This is a genomic window from Lacibacter sp., assembly GCF_035299325.1.
GTDB lineage: Bacteria > Bacteroidota > Bacteroidia > Chitinophagales > Chitinophagaceae > Lacibacter.
In genome coordinates this window covers 142,255-159,664 of the sequence record NZ_DATGWT010000037.1, presented here as the reverse complement: position 1 = coordinate 159,664, position 17,410 = coordinate 142,255, and the positions used below count along the sequence as shown (strand labels likewise).

Genomic DNA, 17,410 nt, shown 5'->3' with positions numbered 1-17,410 from the left:
ACTCAGGCTTATGCTACTTTCAGCAATCCAAGTTTGCTCTTATCAAATTTGTGCATTGCATAGTCGAGTGTAAGATGAAATTGTTTTTCATCGCTGCCCGGCAGATCAAACATAGCATCAGTTAAAATACTTTCGCAGATACTGCGTAAACCTCTTGCACCAAGTTTGTATTCCATTGCTTTGCTCACCATGAAATCGTACACATCATTATCAATGATGAGTTCAATACCTTCCAGTTCAAATAATTTGTGGTATTGTTTGATGAGCGCATTCTTTGGTGTAACAAGTATCTCACGAAGTGTTTCCACATCCAATGGATTGAGATATGTAACAATTGGTAAACGTCCGAGTAGTTCAGGGATCAAACCAAAACTTTTCAGATCCTGTGCATTTACATACTGCAGCAGGTTCTTCTTCATGCTTTCCTGTTCTTCTTTGTTGACGTTAAAACCAATGGCATTGGTGTTTACCCTGCGGGCAATCACTTTATCAATACCATCAAATGCACCGCCGCAAATGAAGAGAATATTTTGTGTATTGATCTTAATGAGTTTTTGTTCAGGATGTTTGCGGCCGCCTTGTGGAGGAACCAATACTTCAGTTCCTTCCAGCAGCTTCAACATACCTTGCTGTACACCTTCACCGCTTACATCACGTGTTATAGATGGGTTGTCACCTTTACGTGCAATCTTATCGATCTCATCAATATACACAATACCTTTTTCAGCAGCAGCTACATCGTAGTTACAAACCTGTAACAAACGGGTGAGAATACTTTCCACATCTTCACCTACATAACCGGCTTCAGTAAATACGGTAGCATCTACAATAGCAAACGGAACATTCAGCAAACGTGCAATGGTTTTGGCAAGCAGGGTTTTACCGGTACCGGTTTCACCCACCATTACAATATTGCTCTTTTCAATTTCAATTTCGCTTTCTGCTTTTTGTTTTAAACGTTTGTAGTGATTGTAAACAGCAACAGCCAATACTTTTTTGGCTTCATCCTGCCCAATAATGTATTCATCTAAAAACCGTTTGATCTCAACCGGTTTTTTTACGTTCAGTTTAAAGTTGGAGGTAGTTGCTTCATTGCGTAGTAATAATTCCTGGGCAATGATTTCCTGGGCGTGTTCTACACAGTTTTCGCAAATATGTCCTTCCTGTCCTGCTATTAAGATCTTTACTTCGTCTCTGCTTCTGCCACAAAACGAACAGTGCAACATGTTGTTTTTCGCCATTTGAAATGGATTTTTCAGGTTGGTTTGATTATACAAACCAACTCAAAGATAATAATGCTTTTTAATTACGCTAGTATATTGATAAAAAAGGGATGGAATACTACAGATTCCATCCCTTTATATGCTGTAAATGAGCGATCAGAGCTTGTCGAGAATACCATCCACAATACCATATTGTACCGCTTCTTTGGCATCCATCCAGTAATCACGGTCAAAATCTTTCAATACCTGTTCAATGGTTTTGCCGCAGTTTTCTGCCAGGATTTTAGCACCCATCTCCTTTGTCTTCGCAATTTGGTTGGCAATGATCTCAAGATCTGCACTTGTGCCCTGTGCACCTCCAATACTTGGCTGGTGGATCATTACTTCACCACTCGGGAAAATGTAACGTTTACCTTTTGTGCCACCGCTTAACAGGATGGAACCCATTGATGCAGCCATACCCATACAAATTGTACTTACAGGTGAGCTGATCAATTTCATGGTATCATAAATAACCATGCCGCTTGTAACTACGCCACCGGGACTGTTGATATATAGTTTAATTTCTTCGCCGGGTTTAACTGCATCGAGATACAATAATTTGTTGACGATCTCTTTTGCAGAATTATCGTGCACAACGCCCCAGAAAAATATCTTGCGTTGCTCTAAGAATTTTTTGTTGTAAGGACCAAACGCCGCAGCAGTAAAATTTTCTAACGGATTTTCTTTTGGTTCATCTTCTTCTTCGTCTTCGAAACGAACGGGAAATTTTAAATTATGCTGATACATAGTTTACTTGATTTTTGAGGTTTAGCTTTCTTTTGATTTACGGGGATTCATCACTAATACTTCATCCACCAATCCATAGTCTTTTGCTTCGCTGGCTTTCATCCAGAAATCACGGTCGCTGTCTTCTTTTACTTTTTCAATTGTTTGACCGCTGTGATAAGCAATAATCTCATAGAGTTCTTCTTTGAGTTTCTTTACTTCATTCACCATGATCTGGATATCGGTAGCCTGGCCACCTGCACCACCATACGGTTGGTGTAACATGATCCGTGAATGTTTTAATGCAGTACGTTTTCCTTTTGTACCTGCACACATTAATACTGCACCCATACTGGCAGCAATACCAATGGTTATGGTACTTACATCAGGTGTGATATATTGCATGGTATCATAAATACCAAGACCTGCATAGATACTGCCGCCGGGGCTGTTGATGTACATCTGTATATCACGTGTGCGATCTGTACTTTCCAAAAACAACATCTGTGCAGTTACAATGTTGGCAACATAATCATTGATCGGCTCACCCAGGAAAATGATACGATCCATCATGAGGCGTGAGAACACATCCATGCTGGCTACGTTCAACGGACGCTCTTCAATAATGTAAGGCGTAAGATTAGTCGGGTTATTTAATGCTGATTGATAATTATGCAGTGTGGCGCCGGAGATACCACGATGTTTCACGGCGTATTTTTCAAATTCTTTATTCAAATCCATAATCGTTTTTTTTCCGGTTTGAAGTTAAGGGAAATCGTTTGGAATAATCTATTTTCAAATACCATGCGAGGCAGAAAATCAGGACATTAAGGCAGAAGACAAGGTTTGAGGTTTAATGTTTGAGGTTTAAGGTTGTTGAAGTTCGGCTATAATGACGGGGTTGGGTTGATTTTAGATTTCAGATTGACGATTGCAGATTGGCTGAAGGTTATTCAGTTCATTTTTTTAGCTGCAGATATAAAAAGAAACCCCGATGTATTGCTGCATCGGGGTTTTGTATAAATCTGAAATCTAAAATCGCAAATCAGAAATCTTAATGGTGGTGGTGCTGGTGCTCTTCATTCATCTTTGCAAACTCTTCAGCACTTACTTCTTTCTCTTCTTTTTGCACCTGGCCTTCAGCCCAGATAAACACTTTTTCAGTTACCAGTCTGCGGTATGTTTGATCAACCTGTTGTTCGTCTTTCAATAAACCATCAACGTATTGATCTAACCACTCAAGGTTGCCATCGCCCAGGTTCATGCTGCCAAAGTAACCTAATACCTGCTGGCGCATGCTTTCTTTTAATTCTTCCTGTGTAACTTCTAATTTATTTTCAGTAATCACTTTATCGGTGATCAACGTCCAACGCAATTGATTGTTGAATGTTGGATATTCTTCTTCAACCTGCTCAGGTGATTTTGGCTTTTCACCGGAAGTAGCCAACCATTTTTTCAGGAAGCTTTCAGGTAATTCCATTTTTGTGTCATCCAATAACACATGGTAGAGATGGTGCTGGAGCTGGTTACTGCTTTGACGATCCCAATAGGTTTGGATATCGGCTTCAATAGCAGCACGGAAATCAGCTTCAGTTGCAATGTCTTTACCGGGCAAAGCTTCTTTAAAGAATTCTTCGTTCAGCTCACGTTTTTCAATAAAGCCAACTTTTGTAATGGTGAGTTTGAAATTTTTTCCTTCTGCTTCGGCAGCATCTTTCAAACCGAGATCGCTGATCACCCAGTTGCGTTCTTTTTCTTCAAACGCATCCTGCAATGTGATTACGATGGTATCATCTTTCTTCTTGCCCTGCAACTGTGTGCGGTAAGCAGGAGTGAAATATTTAACCAATAATGAATTATCTTTTTTAATGCCGCCTTCAACTACATTACCGGCTGCATCGCTTTCTTCGAATGTAAGATTGAGGACATTGTCATCGCTGTTTACAGTTTCAGGCTCGGTCATTTTGCCGAAACGTGTTTGCAGACGCTCAATTTCTTCATTCACCATTTCAGGTGTTGCCTTCACTCTGTAGTAAGGAGCTTTTACGCTGCCGAGGTTGAGCTCAAATGGAGGTTTCAAACCAATTTCGAAATCAAAGCTGTAATCAGCCGGTTGTTCCATATTTGGTTTGAAATCGAGATTGCTGAGCGGAAGAGGCTGAGCAAAAATGTCCAGCTTCTCATTTACCAGGTAATCATTCAATCCTTTTTCGATATTACGGATCACTTCTTCAGTAAAAATGCCGGGACCGTACATCTTCTTCACCATTCCTGCAGGCACCATGCCTTTACGGAAACCGGGAATATTTGCCTGCTTGCTGTACGTTTTCAATGTTTTTTCAAACGCAGGGAAATATTCTTCCTTGGTGATCTTAACAGTCAGTTTGTCGGTTAACAAACCAATGTTTTCTCTTGTTACTGTTGCCATGTTTGTAGCTTTTTGCTATCGGCTGATAGCGTTGTTTTAAGTCCGGATGGAGGGACTCGAACCCCCACACCTTACGGCATCAGATCCTAAGTCTGACGTGTCTACCAATTTCACCACATCCGGAAGAGCGAAAACCCAATGTTCAAAATCCAAAGTCCAAGTTGCTCAGAAACCTATTGGCATTTGGGTTTTGGTTATTGGAATTTTTTTTTAATGGGTTGCAAAGGTAGGGGGTTTCAGTTATTCATTCGCTTTCGCAAACGCCTTTTTCGTAAATTCGCATTTACTGGAAACAATTACCACTATACCGGCCTATACCCTTACCCCCGATCAGGAGAAAAAGGAAATCCTTCGTCATTACCGCAGTTTGTTGCGTTCGCTCAAGACAAAACTCAAAAAAGGCGATAAGGAATTGGTGCGTACTGCCTTTGAAATGGCGGCTGATGCGCATAAAACCATGCGCAGGAAAAGCGGGGAGCCTTATATATTACATCCGTTGGCGGTAGCCCAGATTTGTGTGGAAGAGATCGGACTTGGGGTGCGATCAACGATTTGTGCTTTGTTGCATGATACCGTGGAAGATACCGATGTAACACTGGAAGACGTGGCCCGTGAATTTGGAAATGAGATTGCACGCATCATTGACGGGCTCACCAAGATATCAACCGTAGTTGATGCCAACTCAACACAGCAGGCAGAGAATTTCAAGAAAATATTACTTACGCTGACGGATGATCCGAGAGTGATCCTGATTAAACTTGCCGATCGCTTGCACAATATGCGTACGCTGGATAGTATGAAGCGTGAGAAGCAATTAAAGATCTCCAGCGAAACGGTTTATGTGTATGCACCACTTGCACATCGTCTCGGTTTGTACAATATTAAAACGGAGATGGAAGATCTTTCCATGAAATACCTGGAGCCGGATGTGTACAAAGAAATTGCCCGCAAATTATCAGAAACAAAACGGGAACGCAGCAGGTATATCAACGAGTTTGTAAAACCCATCAAGGAAAAACTAGAGCGTGCCGGGTTTACAAATTATGAATTATATGGCCGGCCCAAATCCATCCACTCCATTTCCAACAAGATCAAAAAGAAGGGAGTGAGTTTTGAAGAAGTGTATGATTTGTTTGCTATTCGTATCATCATCGATTCACCAAGTGAACGGGAGAAAGAAGATTGCTGGAAAGCTTATTCCATTGTTACAGATATGTACACACCATCACCTGAACGTTTGCGTGACTGGTTGAGTAATCCAAAGAGCAATGGTTATGAGGCCTTGCATACAACAGTAATGGGGCCACAAGGTAAATGGGTGGAAGTACAGATACGTACCAAGCGTATGAATGAAATTGCAGAGAAAGGTTTGGCCGCTCACTGGAAATATAAAGAGGGCAGTGGTGACGAAGACAGGTTTGATAAATGGTTCCATAATATTCGTGAAGCATTAAGTAACCAGGATAGCAGTTCACTTGATTTTCTGCAGGATTTTAAAAGTTCTTTCCTGGCAGAAGAAATTTATGTGTACACACCAAAGGGTGATGTAAAAATGCTTCCTGTTGGTGCAACGGCCTTAGACTTTGCATTTAGTGTGCATAGTGATGTGGGCAGCAGATGTATTGGTGCAAAAGTGAATCATAAACTGGTACCTATTGCGCATAAGTTGCGTAGTGGCGACCAGATCGAGATCATCACCAGCAGCAAACAAAAACCAAGTGAAGACTGGTTGAATTTTGTTGTAACGGCAAAAGCAAAAAGCAAGATCAAAGATGCCCTGAAAGAAGAAAAACGTAAAGTGGCCGATGAAGGTAAGTATGTGCTGCAACGCAAACTGGAACAAATGGGCGCCAGCTTTGATGTGAATAATGTAGAAACGCTCACACTTTTTTATAAACTGCCTTCGCAGTTAGAACTCTTTTACAAAATTGCCACCAAGGCCATTGATCTCAAGGAAATAAAAGAGCTGCATATTCATGGCGATAAACTGGAACTCCCGAAACCGGTGAAGCCGGTCATGGAACCTAAGCCAGAGTATGATCCTAACCGCACCGGATCACACAAAGATTCTGAACTCATCATTTTTGGGGAGAGCAGCGACAGGATCGTCTATACATTAGCCAATTGTTGCAAACCCATTCCCGGTGATGATGTGTTCGGGTTTGTATCAACCGGCAAGGGGTTGATTATTCATCGCACTACTTGTCCTAATGCTTCAAGATTGCTTGCAAATTTTGGTCACCGTGTGGTGAAAACAAAATGGGCCAAGAACAAAGAGATCTCTTTCCTCACCGGTATCAAGATCATTGGGGTTGATGATGTGGGCGTGGTGAGTAAGATCACCAATCTCATCAGTGGTGAAATGCGGCTTAACATCAGCGCCATCACCATTGAAGCGAAAGAAGGTGTGTTTGAGGGCAACATCAAAATATTTGTACACGATAAAGACGAACTGGACGAACTGGTTTCACGCCTGTATAAACTAACGGGCATTCAGAATGTTGAACGTTACGATACCGAACAATAATTTTCTTTCCCCAACTGCATTTTTATTTCTTCTTCCCCTTTCGATTCACTTATTTTTGCGGCTTCAAATTATCCACTCAAATTATTTTATGGTTGATGTAATTCTGGGCCTCCAATGGGGCGACGAAGGAAAAGGAAAGATCGTTGATTTTTTTGCACCTAATTATGATGTGATTGCCCGTTTCCAGGGTGGTCCCAACGCAGGACACACACTGTATGTGAATGGTGAAAAAGTAGTGCTCCATCAAATCCCCAGCGGTATTTTTCATAAAGGCATCGTTAACCTCATTGGTAACGGTGTGGTGCTCGACCCTGTTACCTTAAAAAGAGAGTGTGAAAAAGTAGCCTCCATGGGTGTTAATGTAAAAGAGAATCTTTTCATTGCACAACGCACCAACATTATCATCCCAACACACAGAGCTTTAGATAAAGCTGCTGAGTTGGCAAAAGGCGATGAGAAGATCGGATCAACCTTAAAGGGTATCGGTCCGGCTTATATGGATAAAACAGGACGTAATGCTTTGCGTGTTGGCGATCTGCTCGATCCTGAATTTAATAAACTGTACAACAAGCTGAAGGCAAAACATCAGCAGTTACTCGATAATTACAATTTCACAGAAGATATCAGTGCATGGGAAGCCGAATTCTTTGAAGCGGTTGAATTCCTGAAAACATTAAACATTGTAAATGGTGAATATTTCATCAATGCAAAAATCGCCGAAGGCAAAAAAGTATTGGCTGAGGGTGCACAGGGCAGCATGCTCGATGTTGATTTCGGAACTTTTCCGTTTGTAACTTCTTCAAACACTATTTCGGCTGGTGTAAGCACAGGACTTGGTGTGGCACCAAATAAGATCAGGGAAGTGATCGGTATCACCAAAGCCTATTGCACCAGAGTAGGTAGCGGACCTTTCCCAACTGAGTTGTTTGATGCTACAGGCGATGAGTTACGTAAGATCGGTAATGAGTTTGGTGCAACAACCGGACGCCCCCGCCGTTGCGGCTGGATCGACTTAGTAGCGCTGAAATTTGCCTGTATGATCAATGGCATTACACAAATTGTAATGACCAAATCAGACGTGCTTGATAGTTTTGCGGAACTCCAGGTGTGCACATCTTACAATGTAAATGGAAAAGAAACACAGGAAATTCCTTTTGAGATCAGTAAGGTAAAAATTGATCCGGTTTACAAAGCATTCAAAGGCTGGAGTAAACCCGCAGCTGACTGCAGAGTTGCAGCTGATTTTCCTGAACAAATGAATACTTATCTTGCATTTATTAATGAGTACCTTGGTGTGGAAGTGAAGTACGTTTCCAACGGACCGGGCAGAGATCAGATCGTAACCTTATAAGACAAACGCCTTACAAAAATAATTTTAAAAAAAAGTTTGGCTAATTCAAAAACCCGTTGAAATTTTACAGCATAATCGTTGTTACAAATGGCAAAGTCAATAAAGAAAACAGGAGACTCATCTACTCCAAAACCGGAGAATACTAAGAAGGCTGATACCAAGCCAAAAAAGAATCATGAAGATGATGAAGACGAAGAGGATGATCTGGAATTTGAGGATGATGAACCCGTTGTGAAAAAGGGTGCAAAAGCATCTGCATCAAAATCGAAAGGTAAAGATGATGATGACGATGAAGACGAAGTGGATGAAGAAGATGATGATTGGAACAAAGGCGAAGAAGATGATGATTACGATCCCGACTTTGAAGAGTTTGATATTCCAAAATCAAAAGGCAAAGCTGCAGGCAAGAAGAAAGGCGCTGAAGAAGAGGATGACTTTAAAGTTGATGACGACTTTAAAGAGTTTGATATGATGGGTGGCGGCGCAGATGATTTTGATGACGACGATGATGATTTTTAACTCAATTTGTGAAGCATAACTTCCGGTCTTTTTTAATAACAGATTTTTCTGTAACCAAACGTCAAATGTTGAGCTGGTGTAACCGGTTCAACATTTGTTCTTTTTTGGATAACCATCATTACCGTTTACCCGGCCATAGTTATGAATGTTTAATTGGCTGTGGTGTTGCATCTTCGGTAACTGCCAATGCAGGCACTGCATTAACGCAATTGCAGCAATGGCTCCATCTTCAACAAGGCAACTGGTGCTTTGGTCATTTAGCGTATAATCTTAAAGAAGAAACGGAACAACTTCCTACAACACATAGTGATAAGATTGGCTTTGCTGATCTTTTGTTCTTTGTTCCGCAATATGTTTTTCAACTCAATGAACAGGAGTTGCGGATAGGGTCATTAACAGATGATCACGAAACTGTATGGAGTGAAATCGGTGCTGTAGAAACAAATTCAACTGTTGCAGCAAATGAATTGCAGATCAGTGAGCGTGTTTCAAAAGAAAAGTACATTGAAGCAATTGAAACCATTCGAAAGCATATCCTTCGTGGTGATTGTTATGAATTGAATTACTGCATGGAATTTTTTGCTGAAGAAGCCATCATTGATCCATTGCAGAGTTATGCAGCACTTACAAGCATTTCACCCAATCCTTTCTCTGCTTTTTATAAAGCCGGCAACAGTTACTTACTATGTGCAAGTCCTGAACGTTTTTTAAGGAAGCAGGGATCAACACTTATTTCACAACCCATCAAAGGAACATTGAAGCGCAACACAACAGATGTTGTTACAGATGAAGAATTGAAAGAACAATTACGTAACAGCAAGAAAGACCAGAGTGAAAATGTAATGGTGGTTGATTTGGTGCGGAATGATCTGAGCCGTGTATGCAAAGAAGGAACGGTGAAGGTTGATGAACTGTTTGGTATTTATTCGTTCCCGCAATTATACCAGATGATCTCCACCATCAGCGGTGAAGTGAATGATGCATTAAACTTTACCGATATCCTCCGTGCAACTTTCCCGATGGGCAGTATGACGGGTGCACCCAAACGAAAAGTAATGCAGTTAACTGAACAGTACGAGCAATCAAGAAGAGGTTTGTTCTCCGGTGCGGTTGGCTATATAGCACCTAATGGTGATTTTGATTTTAATGTAGTGATCAGAAGTATTTTTTATAATGCTTCCACTAAATATCTTTCTTATATGGTGGGCAGTGGCATTACCTTTTACAGCGATGCAGAAAAAGAATATGAAGAATGTTTGCTGAAGGCGGATGCGATAAGGAAGGTGTTGGGGTAAAATACTAGGTGCAATTGTTGGCTGCCTGACCACAATGAATCTTAAGTATCAAATCATATTTATTGTGCTTTTTGAAAGCTATCTTTCGATGGTCATGAGACCAACAATGGCAAGAGTACATTAATTTATCAATGAACTTTTTGGTACGCAACACCCTCCGCCAACATTTGTAACAAACTTCAACAATTTGCATGGAGAGACATTACTAAGAAAAAAGGGCTTGAGAATAAGTCCGGTTGACACTAATTCATTAAATCTAAATCAAACGCAAAGTTTGCAATTACCACAAGTAAGGCAATTGTTCCTAAAATTGGCCCTGCAAAACACCAAATCGGTGTTTTGATTTTACTATTAAGCTCAGCTACCTTTTCTTGAAGTTCCGGAGTATTAGGAATCTCAAACTTTCCTCCTTTCTTTTGTCTTAAAACAACTTTTCTTTGTGTAGGGAACCAAGGTACTCCCAACATAAAATAATATTGGTCAACTTGAACATAATAATCTTCATTGTATTTTTCATCAAACCCAATTACAGTGGGAAGTACTTTATAGATGCTAGCGACCCTAATGCCAATTATCATAATGCGATTTAAGTTTAATGATTAGTAAATATAAATATAGTTAAATATGGGTTGTATTTTTTGCCTTTGTTGGTAGTTTTAAAAAACACATCAGTACAAAAAGTCAATTTAATCAATATTGTTTTTATTTTTCCTCAAATTCGTACTCTTCCAGCCAAACAACATGCGTGCCTCCGGAATTAGTTTGTATTACTTTTCTCTTTATAGGGTAACCGCTTGCGTTATAGATCAATTCTTCTTTCATATTTGACCATTCGCCATTAGTCGTGCCCGTAGTTCTCGACCATAATTCCTTATATTCTATTGCGTTATTTTCAAAAAAATCAAAAGCGTATTTGTGCCCATACACAAGGAAATAATGGCGTAATTCCTTACAATCGCCCAGCCAGCTTTTTTTATTATCAAATATGCTGTATATCGTTTTGGCCAATTCCGGCTGCCCCTGCGATTTTATATATGACTTAGTAGGGTTTTTACTAGCTCCATACTCATATCTGATGACGGTTTCATTTTGATGTTTTACAGTCAATAATCTTCCATCACTATCATAGGAATAAGAATTATCCCAATACCAGGTTTTCCGTCCCTGCACATCAAACGCAGTGTCTCCAATACAATAACCATTAGCATCGTAATAATATTTCCGAATTTCGCTTACGGTGCTTCCATTATTGGCATAAACCTTTGTTTCGCTTAACCTGTTTTGGCCATTGTAATAAAACTCAGTATTTAATATTCCGGGTTTGCCTACAGAATCCCAGAAATATTTTACAATCTTCCCGTTTGAATCATACTGAAAGAGGCTAAAATATTTTGTTGATGAATCGCCGTAAATTATTCGTTTGAGATATGTTTTTCTGCTGGTTTGTTGCGATCCATCATCCTTTCCTTTTTGACAAGCCCAACCAATACCGCAAAAGGCTATGAATAAAAGGCATCGGATTGTTTTCATTAGTGGTATTTTTTGGCAAACTTAATCATTATTTGTAAAAAGTGCAGTTTCCACTGCCTTGGTTCGTGTCCCACGAACCATACACTTTCCATCTAAGAATACTTATATTAGTTATTACATTTCAACTAAACTATGGACTACTTTAAGCAGCACCGAAAATCCTATATGGAAGTTGGCGAAATCTTCTTTTTTACTTCAACAATAAATAACTGGAAGCCGCTTTTGAAGAACGACAGTTATAAACAAATTATTATTGATTCGCTTGAATGGTTAGCAAATGCAGGCAAGCTGGATGTATTTGCATTTGTCATTATGCCAAACCATTTTCATGTGATCTGGAGAACAAATGACATCAATGGGAAAGAAACTGTGCAAGGTTCATTTCTTAAATACACGGCACATCAATTCAGAAGGAAATTGTTGAACGACAATCCTTCTTCACTAGCTGAATACGCTGTTCGGGCTTCAAATAAGGAATATGAATTCTGGCAAAGAGATCCTGTCGCAATATATCTGTATTCACCGCCTGTGGCTTGGCAAAAACTGGAATATATTCATCTGAACCCTTTAGGAGAGCATTGGAACCTTGTTACTGATCCTTGTGAGTACTATTATTCCAGTGCATCTTTTTACGAGAAGGATATTGTTCACTTTCCTTTTTTGAAAGATTTGAGAAATGAGTTTTAAATTGTAAGTAAATGGTTCGTGGGACACGAACCAAGACGGAAGCCTGAAAATATATTTAATTAACTAACCTTTTTGCTATGCGAAAAAAAATGCTTTACCTTTTTTTATCCTTTTTTTCTTGTACCTACAGCTATTCACAACAACATTTTAGTTTTACAGTTATTGATTCGGCTAATACTAATTCAACCTTAACAATTGGTGAGTCGTATTTTCAGCAAGAATTTGGAATGAAAGTGAACTCAAATTCTGTTGACTGTAAAAATAACAGGTATTACTTTGAGGGCACATTAGAGCACCCTACTGCAGTAAGGATATATTTTTCAGGTGCAAAAAGTTATATGAAGTTCAATCAGTTTTTCTTTATTGAACCGGGCAGTCAGGAAATAGTTATTAAGAACGGTGATAGCGGTCTGTATGTAGCCAAGAGACCAGCTACAAAAATTGAAAGCGAGTTTCAGTCATTTTTACATTTTGTCAATTCGGAAAATATTGACAGCATTCTGGAACCTGGAATACTTGTCAGCTATATTAAAAAAAATCCCTCTTCTTTTATTGGGCTATTTAAATTAATCGACCAGTCTTTCATGAATGATTTTTCATACGAGTTTAATGCTGTTCAATCACTTTTTGATAGTAGCATCACTAATACAAAGGAATATAAATACTTTGAAAACAGATATTTGAAGCAGCTGAATCTGCCCTCTATCGAAGTAACAAATGACAAAAAAAAGAAAATCAGAATAGATTTAAGTAACAGTGGAAAGTATACATTACTTGTAATTTGGTTTAATGATTGTTTGCCATGTATTCGTGAAATGAAACAACTTGTGCAATTAAACAAGGATCCGGAGTTTAGCAGTAGAATCAAAATAGTGCATGTAAGTACTGACTCTTTGAAATTTATTAATGAAAATAAGGCAACGTTAAAGAAACATGGAGTTACATGGGAAAATTATTGGGACGTGCAGGGGCAACAGTTAAAAAAACATATTATTTTAGACCGATATCCCAGTTCATTACTGATTGATGACCGGGCAAATGTAATTGCTAAAAATATTGAGGTTGACAAAATTCTTAATTACATCATGTCTAAGTAAAATCTATTTACTTGCTTACAATAGTAGTATCGAAAATAACACGCCGTGGTTGTGTCTCCCGACCAACCACATTCATGTATTCCCGCCTGCTTTCCTCTATTTCAACAACTTAAACAAGTATTTACAATGTATAAATCGACAGTTACATTAAAAAAATGCTTCTGTACACAGACTTAATTGCATGTTACAACGTCTTAATAACAGCGTGCAGTAGCTTAATGAGCAGGTACAGATACTTAATTGAAGTGTACAGTAAAAAAATTGGGAGTTACACTGTCTTAACTGCATATTGCAGTGTCTTAATTTCAGTGTGCAGCAGCTTAATTGAAGTGTACAGTAAAATAATCAGAAACGTCTTACCCTTTTTTCTTCGGCACCGGTTTCTTCTTCACCTCCGGCAGATCAGATACTTTGGGATACATATCTTTCATGCCATCTTCACCATAAAAACGCATCAGCAACTGTACGCTTTCATTAAGAATAGCATAGCGGTTGGCGTTAAACGCCTGCATTTTATCTTTCGGCAAACGAAGATTGAAAATGGTATTGCCTGCAAGCACTGCATCAAAATTTGGATTGAGTTGATTGAATTGTATAAGATCAATCATAAGATTTTTCGCCATTACCACCGAACTGAATTTACCAACGATCGGCTGCACTTCAATATTAGGATCTGTTTTCTCCGGCGCAAATTCAGGAGCTGAAGGTTGTTTACCATCATTCACCATCGTTGTGATGCCACCTTTGCCTTCCATGATATAATGCGTGGCAATAAATTTCTTTACATGCATCCTGCTTTCTGCAGGAAGATAATATTGCAGCTTCCAGAAATCACGACTGCCGCTTTTTTTAATTGCACTATAAACACGTCCCGGTCCACCGTTATATGCTGCAATCACTAATAACCAATCATCGAGATCGTTATAAAGCGAGGTAAGATATTTTGCTGCAGCATGTGTACTGCGGAAATAATCGGTACGTTCATCGATCCAGCCATTTACATTCAATCCATATTCTTTGGCAGTGTAAGGCATAAACTGCCAGGGCCCACGTGCACCAACCCAACTCGTAGCATTGGTGTTCAATCCGCTTTCGATTACTGCTAAATATTTTAATTCATGTGGCAGACCGTATTGTGTAAGCACATTATCGATCAATGTGAAATAGGGCATGCCCCAACCTTTCATTTTCTGCAGGTTCTTGCCATAGCGATCAAGGTAATCCTGGATAAATCCCCATGCCTGCGGATGAATCTGTGCATCGTAAGAAGTAGAGGAGTTGAATTCTTTATTTACAAAAAGTGCCTGGAATCCATATTTCGATACATCACCTTGTTTGTTCTCTACCATTGTATCAGTAGCAATGCCATTAACAGCAGAATCTTTCTGCGCAAATGAAAACACAGAGCAAGAAATGAATATGATGGAAAGAATAATTTTATGCATCGGCAAAACCCTTACGATGCCTTGTAGTTTTTTAACAGCACATCAGCAAGGCCGAGCAAAGATACTTCATCGAAATGCTTTGTCATCAATTGAAGTCCGAACGGTAAACCATTACTGTGTTGAAACAAAGGAATCGAAACACCGGGAATACCCACGAGATTGGCAAATACGGTATAGATATCAGCTAAATACATCTCGATGGGGTTACTGCTTTTTTCTCCGATCTTAAATGCGGTAGAAGGAGATACAGGCATGAGCAATACGTCTATATCGCTGAAAACCAGTTTCGTTTGTTCGTATAATTTACGACGAACCTGTTGTGCTTTGGTATAATAGGCATCGTAATAGCCGGCGCTCAACACGAAGGTGCCAAGCATAATGCGGCGCTGCACTTCTTTACCAAAACCCTCCGAACGATTGGCCGAGTAAAATTCTGTTAATTCTTCTTTTACAGGTGTGGCCTGGTAACCATAACGAACCCCATCAAAACGGGAAAGGTTACTGCTGGCTTCAGCTGTGGTAAGAACATAATAAGTTGGAACGATATAATCGATCAGATCGAAATCCAATTCTTTCACTTCATAACCATCTGCTTTCAGTTGATCGATCAGCTTTGCATGCGTTGTTCTGATCTCTTCATCCAGGCCTGCATGTTGAAGCGTTTGTTTGAAATAACCGAGTACAGGTTTGGTTGATTTTTTTTCAGCAATGGCTGACGTATAATCAGGAACAGGAATTGTAGAAACAGTACTGTCGAAATCATCAGCTCCTGCAATTACCGAAAGCACAAGCGAAGCATCTTCAACAGAATGAGAAAGTACTCCGATTTGATCGAAGCTGGAACCGTAAGCAATCAATCCATGCCGGCTTACACGTCCATAGGTTGGCTTTACACCAACAATGCCACAGAAATCTGCAGGCTGACGAACGGAGCCGCCTGTATCGCTACCTAAGCTCACCATGCAAAGGTTGGCTTGTACAGCCACTGCTGAACCACCTGATGATCCGCCGGGAACCCGTGTTTCATCCAACATATTTTTTACGGGACCGAAGGCAGAATTTTCATTGCTGCTGCCCATGGCAAATTCATCACAGTTATTTATGCCGATGATGATTGCATCTTCTGCCAACAGCTTTTGAACGGCTGTTGAATGATAAATGGAATGAAAGTTCTTAAGAATGTTTGAAGAAGCAGATAAAGGATGCTGCTCCCAGGCAATTACATCTTTAACAGTAATGACAACACCATGAAGTTTGCCCGGTGTTTTACCTGCAGCACGTTGCTCATCTAATTCAGTTGCCCTTTGCAATGCTTCTTCGGGAAAAGTGTGCAGCAATGCATTAAGATGTTCAAACTTGTTTGTTTGTGCTAAATAGAATTCAACCGCCTGTTTACAGGAGGTTGTTCCATCAAACAAACGTTGCTGGTATGCTTTTATGGTTGCAAAAGGATACAATGAAGAATCTCTTCAGAAAATTGAAGTGAGAACGAAAATGAGCGTTAAAGAAATTACTGTTTGTTCTGATTTGCATCAGTAGGAGTAGAGCTCTCCTCGATTTCTTTACGAACAGTGTTCTTGGCATCGTTGAATTCACGGATACCTTTACCCAAACCTTTCATCAGCTCAGGGATCTTACGACCACCGAACAACAATAAAATGATAATGGCAATAATGATAATTTCCTGGGTACCGAGAACGCCGAGAAGTATGGGTTGAAAATTCATGATATAAATTTTAAAGGAACACAAAGTTACAGTTATTTGTAACGCCGCCTTGAAAAGAAAAATAAAAAACCTTCCGGTAAGGGAAGGTTTCAATGCGTTTAATTTCAGTAGAGATTAACGGATAAAATTTCTGCCGCATTTACCTGCTTTGCCATTTGCAGCCTGGTATGGAGATATACCACGGTTACATGACATTAAGAACATTGTAATTACAGCGAGGGCAACTAATACCTTTTTCATGATCGGAACGACTTATTTAGTTAATAAATAGAGTAACGATTACTTCAAAAGGTATGGGATTAGGAGAATCTGTACGATTCGGGGTTTAAATATAAGAATGAAATCCGGTTATTTAAAGCATAAAGGGGGAAAGTTTTCTTTCCCCCTTTGTTAAATATGTTCAAAACGCCGATTATCTCATGCGCTTTTCCTTAATACGGGCACTTTTACCGCTTCTTTCACGGAGGTAGAAGAGTTTTGCACGGCTTACTTTACCTACTTTGTTGAGTTCAATTGAATCAACGTTAGGTGAGTTAACCGGGAAAGTACGTTCAACACCAACACCATCAGAGATCTTACGCACTGTAAATGTTGCAGTTGCGCCTTGTCCCTGGCGTTTGATCACATCTCCACGGAAACCCTGGATACGCTCTTTACCACCCTCAACGATCTTATAATTCACAGTAACGTTATCACCTGCTTTGAACTTTGGTTGTTCTTTCTTAGCAGTCAATTGCTCATGTACAAATGCAACAGCGGCGTTCATAACTCTTAATTTTTAGGACGGCAAAGGTAGGGGGTTTTTGGAGGAATT

Annotated in this window: 17 protein-coding genes and 1 tRNA gene; 6 read left to right on the top strand and 12 right to left on the bottom strand. The window is 39.7% G+C overall.

Translation table 11 applies throughout. The annotated features are described in order from the left end of the window. Positions 1–8 precede the first annotated feature (8 nt). The 5 genes from clpX to VK159_RS20200 form a co-directional block, all read right to left on the bottom strand. A complete protein-coding gene (gene clpX / locus VK159_RS20220; RefSeq protein ID WP_324231984.1) occupies positions 9–1,241 on the bottom strand; it encodes an ATP-dependent Clp protease ATP-binding subunit ClpX in 1,233 nt (410 codons plus the stop codon). A 138-nt stretch (positions 1,242–1,379) separates the two neighbouring features. Then, the gene (locus VK159_RS20215; RefSeq protein WP_324231983.1) at positions 1,380–2,012 is read right to left on the bottom strand and encodes an ATP-dependent Clp protease proteolytic subunit; all 633 of its coding nucleotides are present in this window, start codon (positions 2,010–2,012) and stop codon (positions 1,380–1,382) included. 21 nt (positions 2,013–2,033) lie between these two features. Then, positions 2,034–2,732 carry an ATP-dependent Clp protease proteolytic subunit gene (locus VK159_RS20210; RefSeq protein WP_324231982.1) on the bottom strand — a complete coding sequence of 233 codons (699 nt, stop codon included), beginning with the start codon at positions 2,730–2,732 and terminating at the stop codon, positions 2,034–2,036. A 313-nt stretch (positions 2,733–3,045) separates the two neighbouring features. Beyond that, on the bottom strand, positions 3,046–4,419 hold the full coding sequence (gene tig, locus VK159_RS20205) for a trigger factor (RefSeq protein ID WP_324231981.1): 1,374 nt from the start codon (positions 4,417–4,419) through the stop codon (positions 3,046–3,048). A gap of 41 nt (positions 4,420–4,460) precedes the next feature. Then, positions 4,461–4,542 (bottom strand) — tRNA-Leu (locus VK159_RS20200). Positions 4,543–4,786: 244 nt separating this feature from the next. Here VK159_RS20200 and VK159_RS20195 point away from each other — a divergent pair. The 4 genes from VK159_RS20195 to VK159_RS20180 all read left to right on the top strand — a co-directional run bounded on the left by VK159_RS20195 (position 4,787) and on the right by VK159_RS20180 (position 10,111). Beyond that, the gene (locus VK159_RS20195; RefSeq protein WP_324231980.1) at positions 4,787–6,946 is read left to right on the top strand and encodes a bifunctional (p)ppGpp synthetase/guanosine-3',5'-bis(diphosphate) 3'-pyrophosphohydrolase; all 2,160 of its coding nucleotides are present in this window, start codon (positions 4,787–4,789) and stop codon (positions 6,944–6,946) included. Positions 6,947–7,034: 88 nt separating this feature from the next. After that, positions 7,035–8,297, top strand: coding sequence for an adenylosuccinate synthase (locus VK159_RS20190; RefSeq protein WP_324231979.1), 1,263 nt, complete (start codon positions 7,035–7,037; stop codon positions 8,295–8,297). Between the two features lie 87 nt (positions 8,298–8,384). Continuing rightward, the gene (locus VK159_RS20185) at positions 8,385–8,816 is read left to right on the top strand and encodes a hypothetical protein (protein WP_324231978.1); all 432 of its coding nucleotides are present in this window, start codon (positions 8,385–8,387) and stop codon (positions 8,814–8,816) included. A gap of 104 nt (positions 8,817–8,920) precedes the next feature. Next, positions 8,921–10,111 carry an anthranilate synthase component I family protein gene (locus VK159_RS20180; protein ID WP_324231977.1) on the top strand — a complete coding sequence of 397 codons (1,191 nt, stop codon included), beginning with the start codon at positions 8,921–8,923 and terminating at the stop codon, positions 10,109–10,111. A gap of 242 nt (positions 10,112–10,353) precedes the next feature. Here the strand turns inward: VK159_RS20180 and VK159_RS20175 are convergent, their stop codons facing one another. Together VK159_RS20175 and VK159_RS20170 are read right to left on the bottom strand one after the other, a co-directional pair. Beyond that, complete coding sequence (locus tag VK159_RS20175; RefSeq protein WP_324231976.1) at positions 10,354–10,689, bottom strand: hypothetical protein; 336 nt, start codon at positions 10,687–10,689, stop codon at positions 10,354–10,356. Between the two features lie 124 nt (positions 10,690–10,813). Beyond that, positions 10,814–11,641 carry a hypothetical protein gene (locus tag VK159_RS20170; protein WP_324231975.1) on the bottom strand — a complete coding sequence of 276 codons (828 nt, stop codon included), beginning with the start codon at positions 11,639–11,641 and terminating at the stop codon, positions 10,814–10,816. 132 nt (positions 11,642–11,773) lie between these two features. Here VK159_RS20170 and VK159_RS20165 point away from each other — a divergent pair, with 132 nt between their 5' ends. Next, positions 11,774–12,328: a transposase gene (locus VK159_RS20165; RefSeq protein WP_324231974.1), complete on the top strand. Its 555-nt coding sequence runs from the start codon at positions 11,774–11,776 to the stop codon at positions 12,326–12,328. A gap of 77 nt (positions 12,329–12,405) precedes the next feature. Next, the gene (locus VK159_RS20160) at positions 12,406–13,425 is read left to right on the top strand and encodes a redoxin domain-containing protein (RefSeq protein ID WP_324231973.1); all 1,020 of its coding nucleotides are present in this window, start codon (positions 12,406–12,408) and stop codon (positions 13,423–13,425) included. 356 nt (positions 13,426–13,781) lie between these two features. Here VK159_RS20160 and VK159_RS20155 read toward each other — a convergent pair whose 3' ends face one another. The 5 genes from VK159_RS20155 to rplS all read right to left on the bottom strand — a co-directional run bounded on the left by VK159_RS20155 (position 13,782) and on the right by rplS (position 17,362). Then, entirely contained in the window at positions 13,782–14,870 is a 1,089-nt protein-coding gene (locus tag VK159_RS20155) for a lytic transglycosylase domain-containing protein (protein ID WP_324231972.1), read from the bottom strand. An 11-nt stretch (positions 14,871–14,881) separates the two neighbouring features. Continuing rightward, positions 14,882–16,327 (bottom strand): Asp-tRNA(Asn)/Glu-tRNA(Gln) amidotransferase subunit GatA, encoded by a 1,446-nt coding sequence (gatA, locus tag VK159_RS20150; RefSeq protein ID WP_324231971.1) that lies wholly within the window; start codon positions 16,325–16,327, stop codon positions 14,882–14,884. Between the two features lie 53 nt (positions 16,328–16,380). Next, entirely contained in the window at positions 16,381–16,596 is a 216-nt protein-coding gene (locus VK159_RS20145; protein WP_324231970.1) for a twin-arginine translocase TatA/TatE family subunit, read from the bottom strand. A 114-nt stretch (positions 16,597–16,710) separates the two neighbouring features. Further along, on the bottom strand, positions 16,711–16,836 hold the full coding sequence (locus VK159_RS20140) for a hypothetical protein (protein WP_294907157.1): 126 nt from the start codon (positions 16,834–16,836) through the stop codon (positions 16,711–16,713). Between the two features lie 172 nt (positions 16,837–17,008). Next, complete coding sequence (rplS, locus tag VK159_RS20135; RefSeq protein ID WP_182802058.1) at positions 17,009–17,362, bottom strand: 50S ribosomal protein L19; 354 nt, start codon at positions 17,360–17,362, stop codon at positions 17,009–17,011. Between the last annotated feature and the right edge of the window lie 48 nt (positions 17,363–17,410).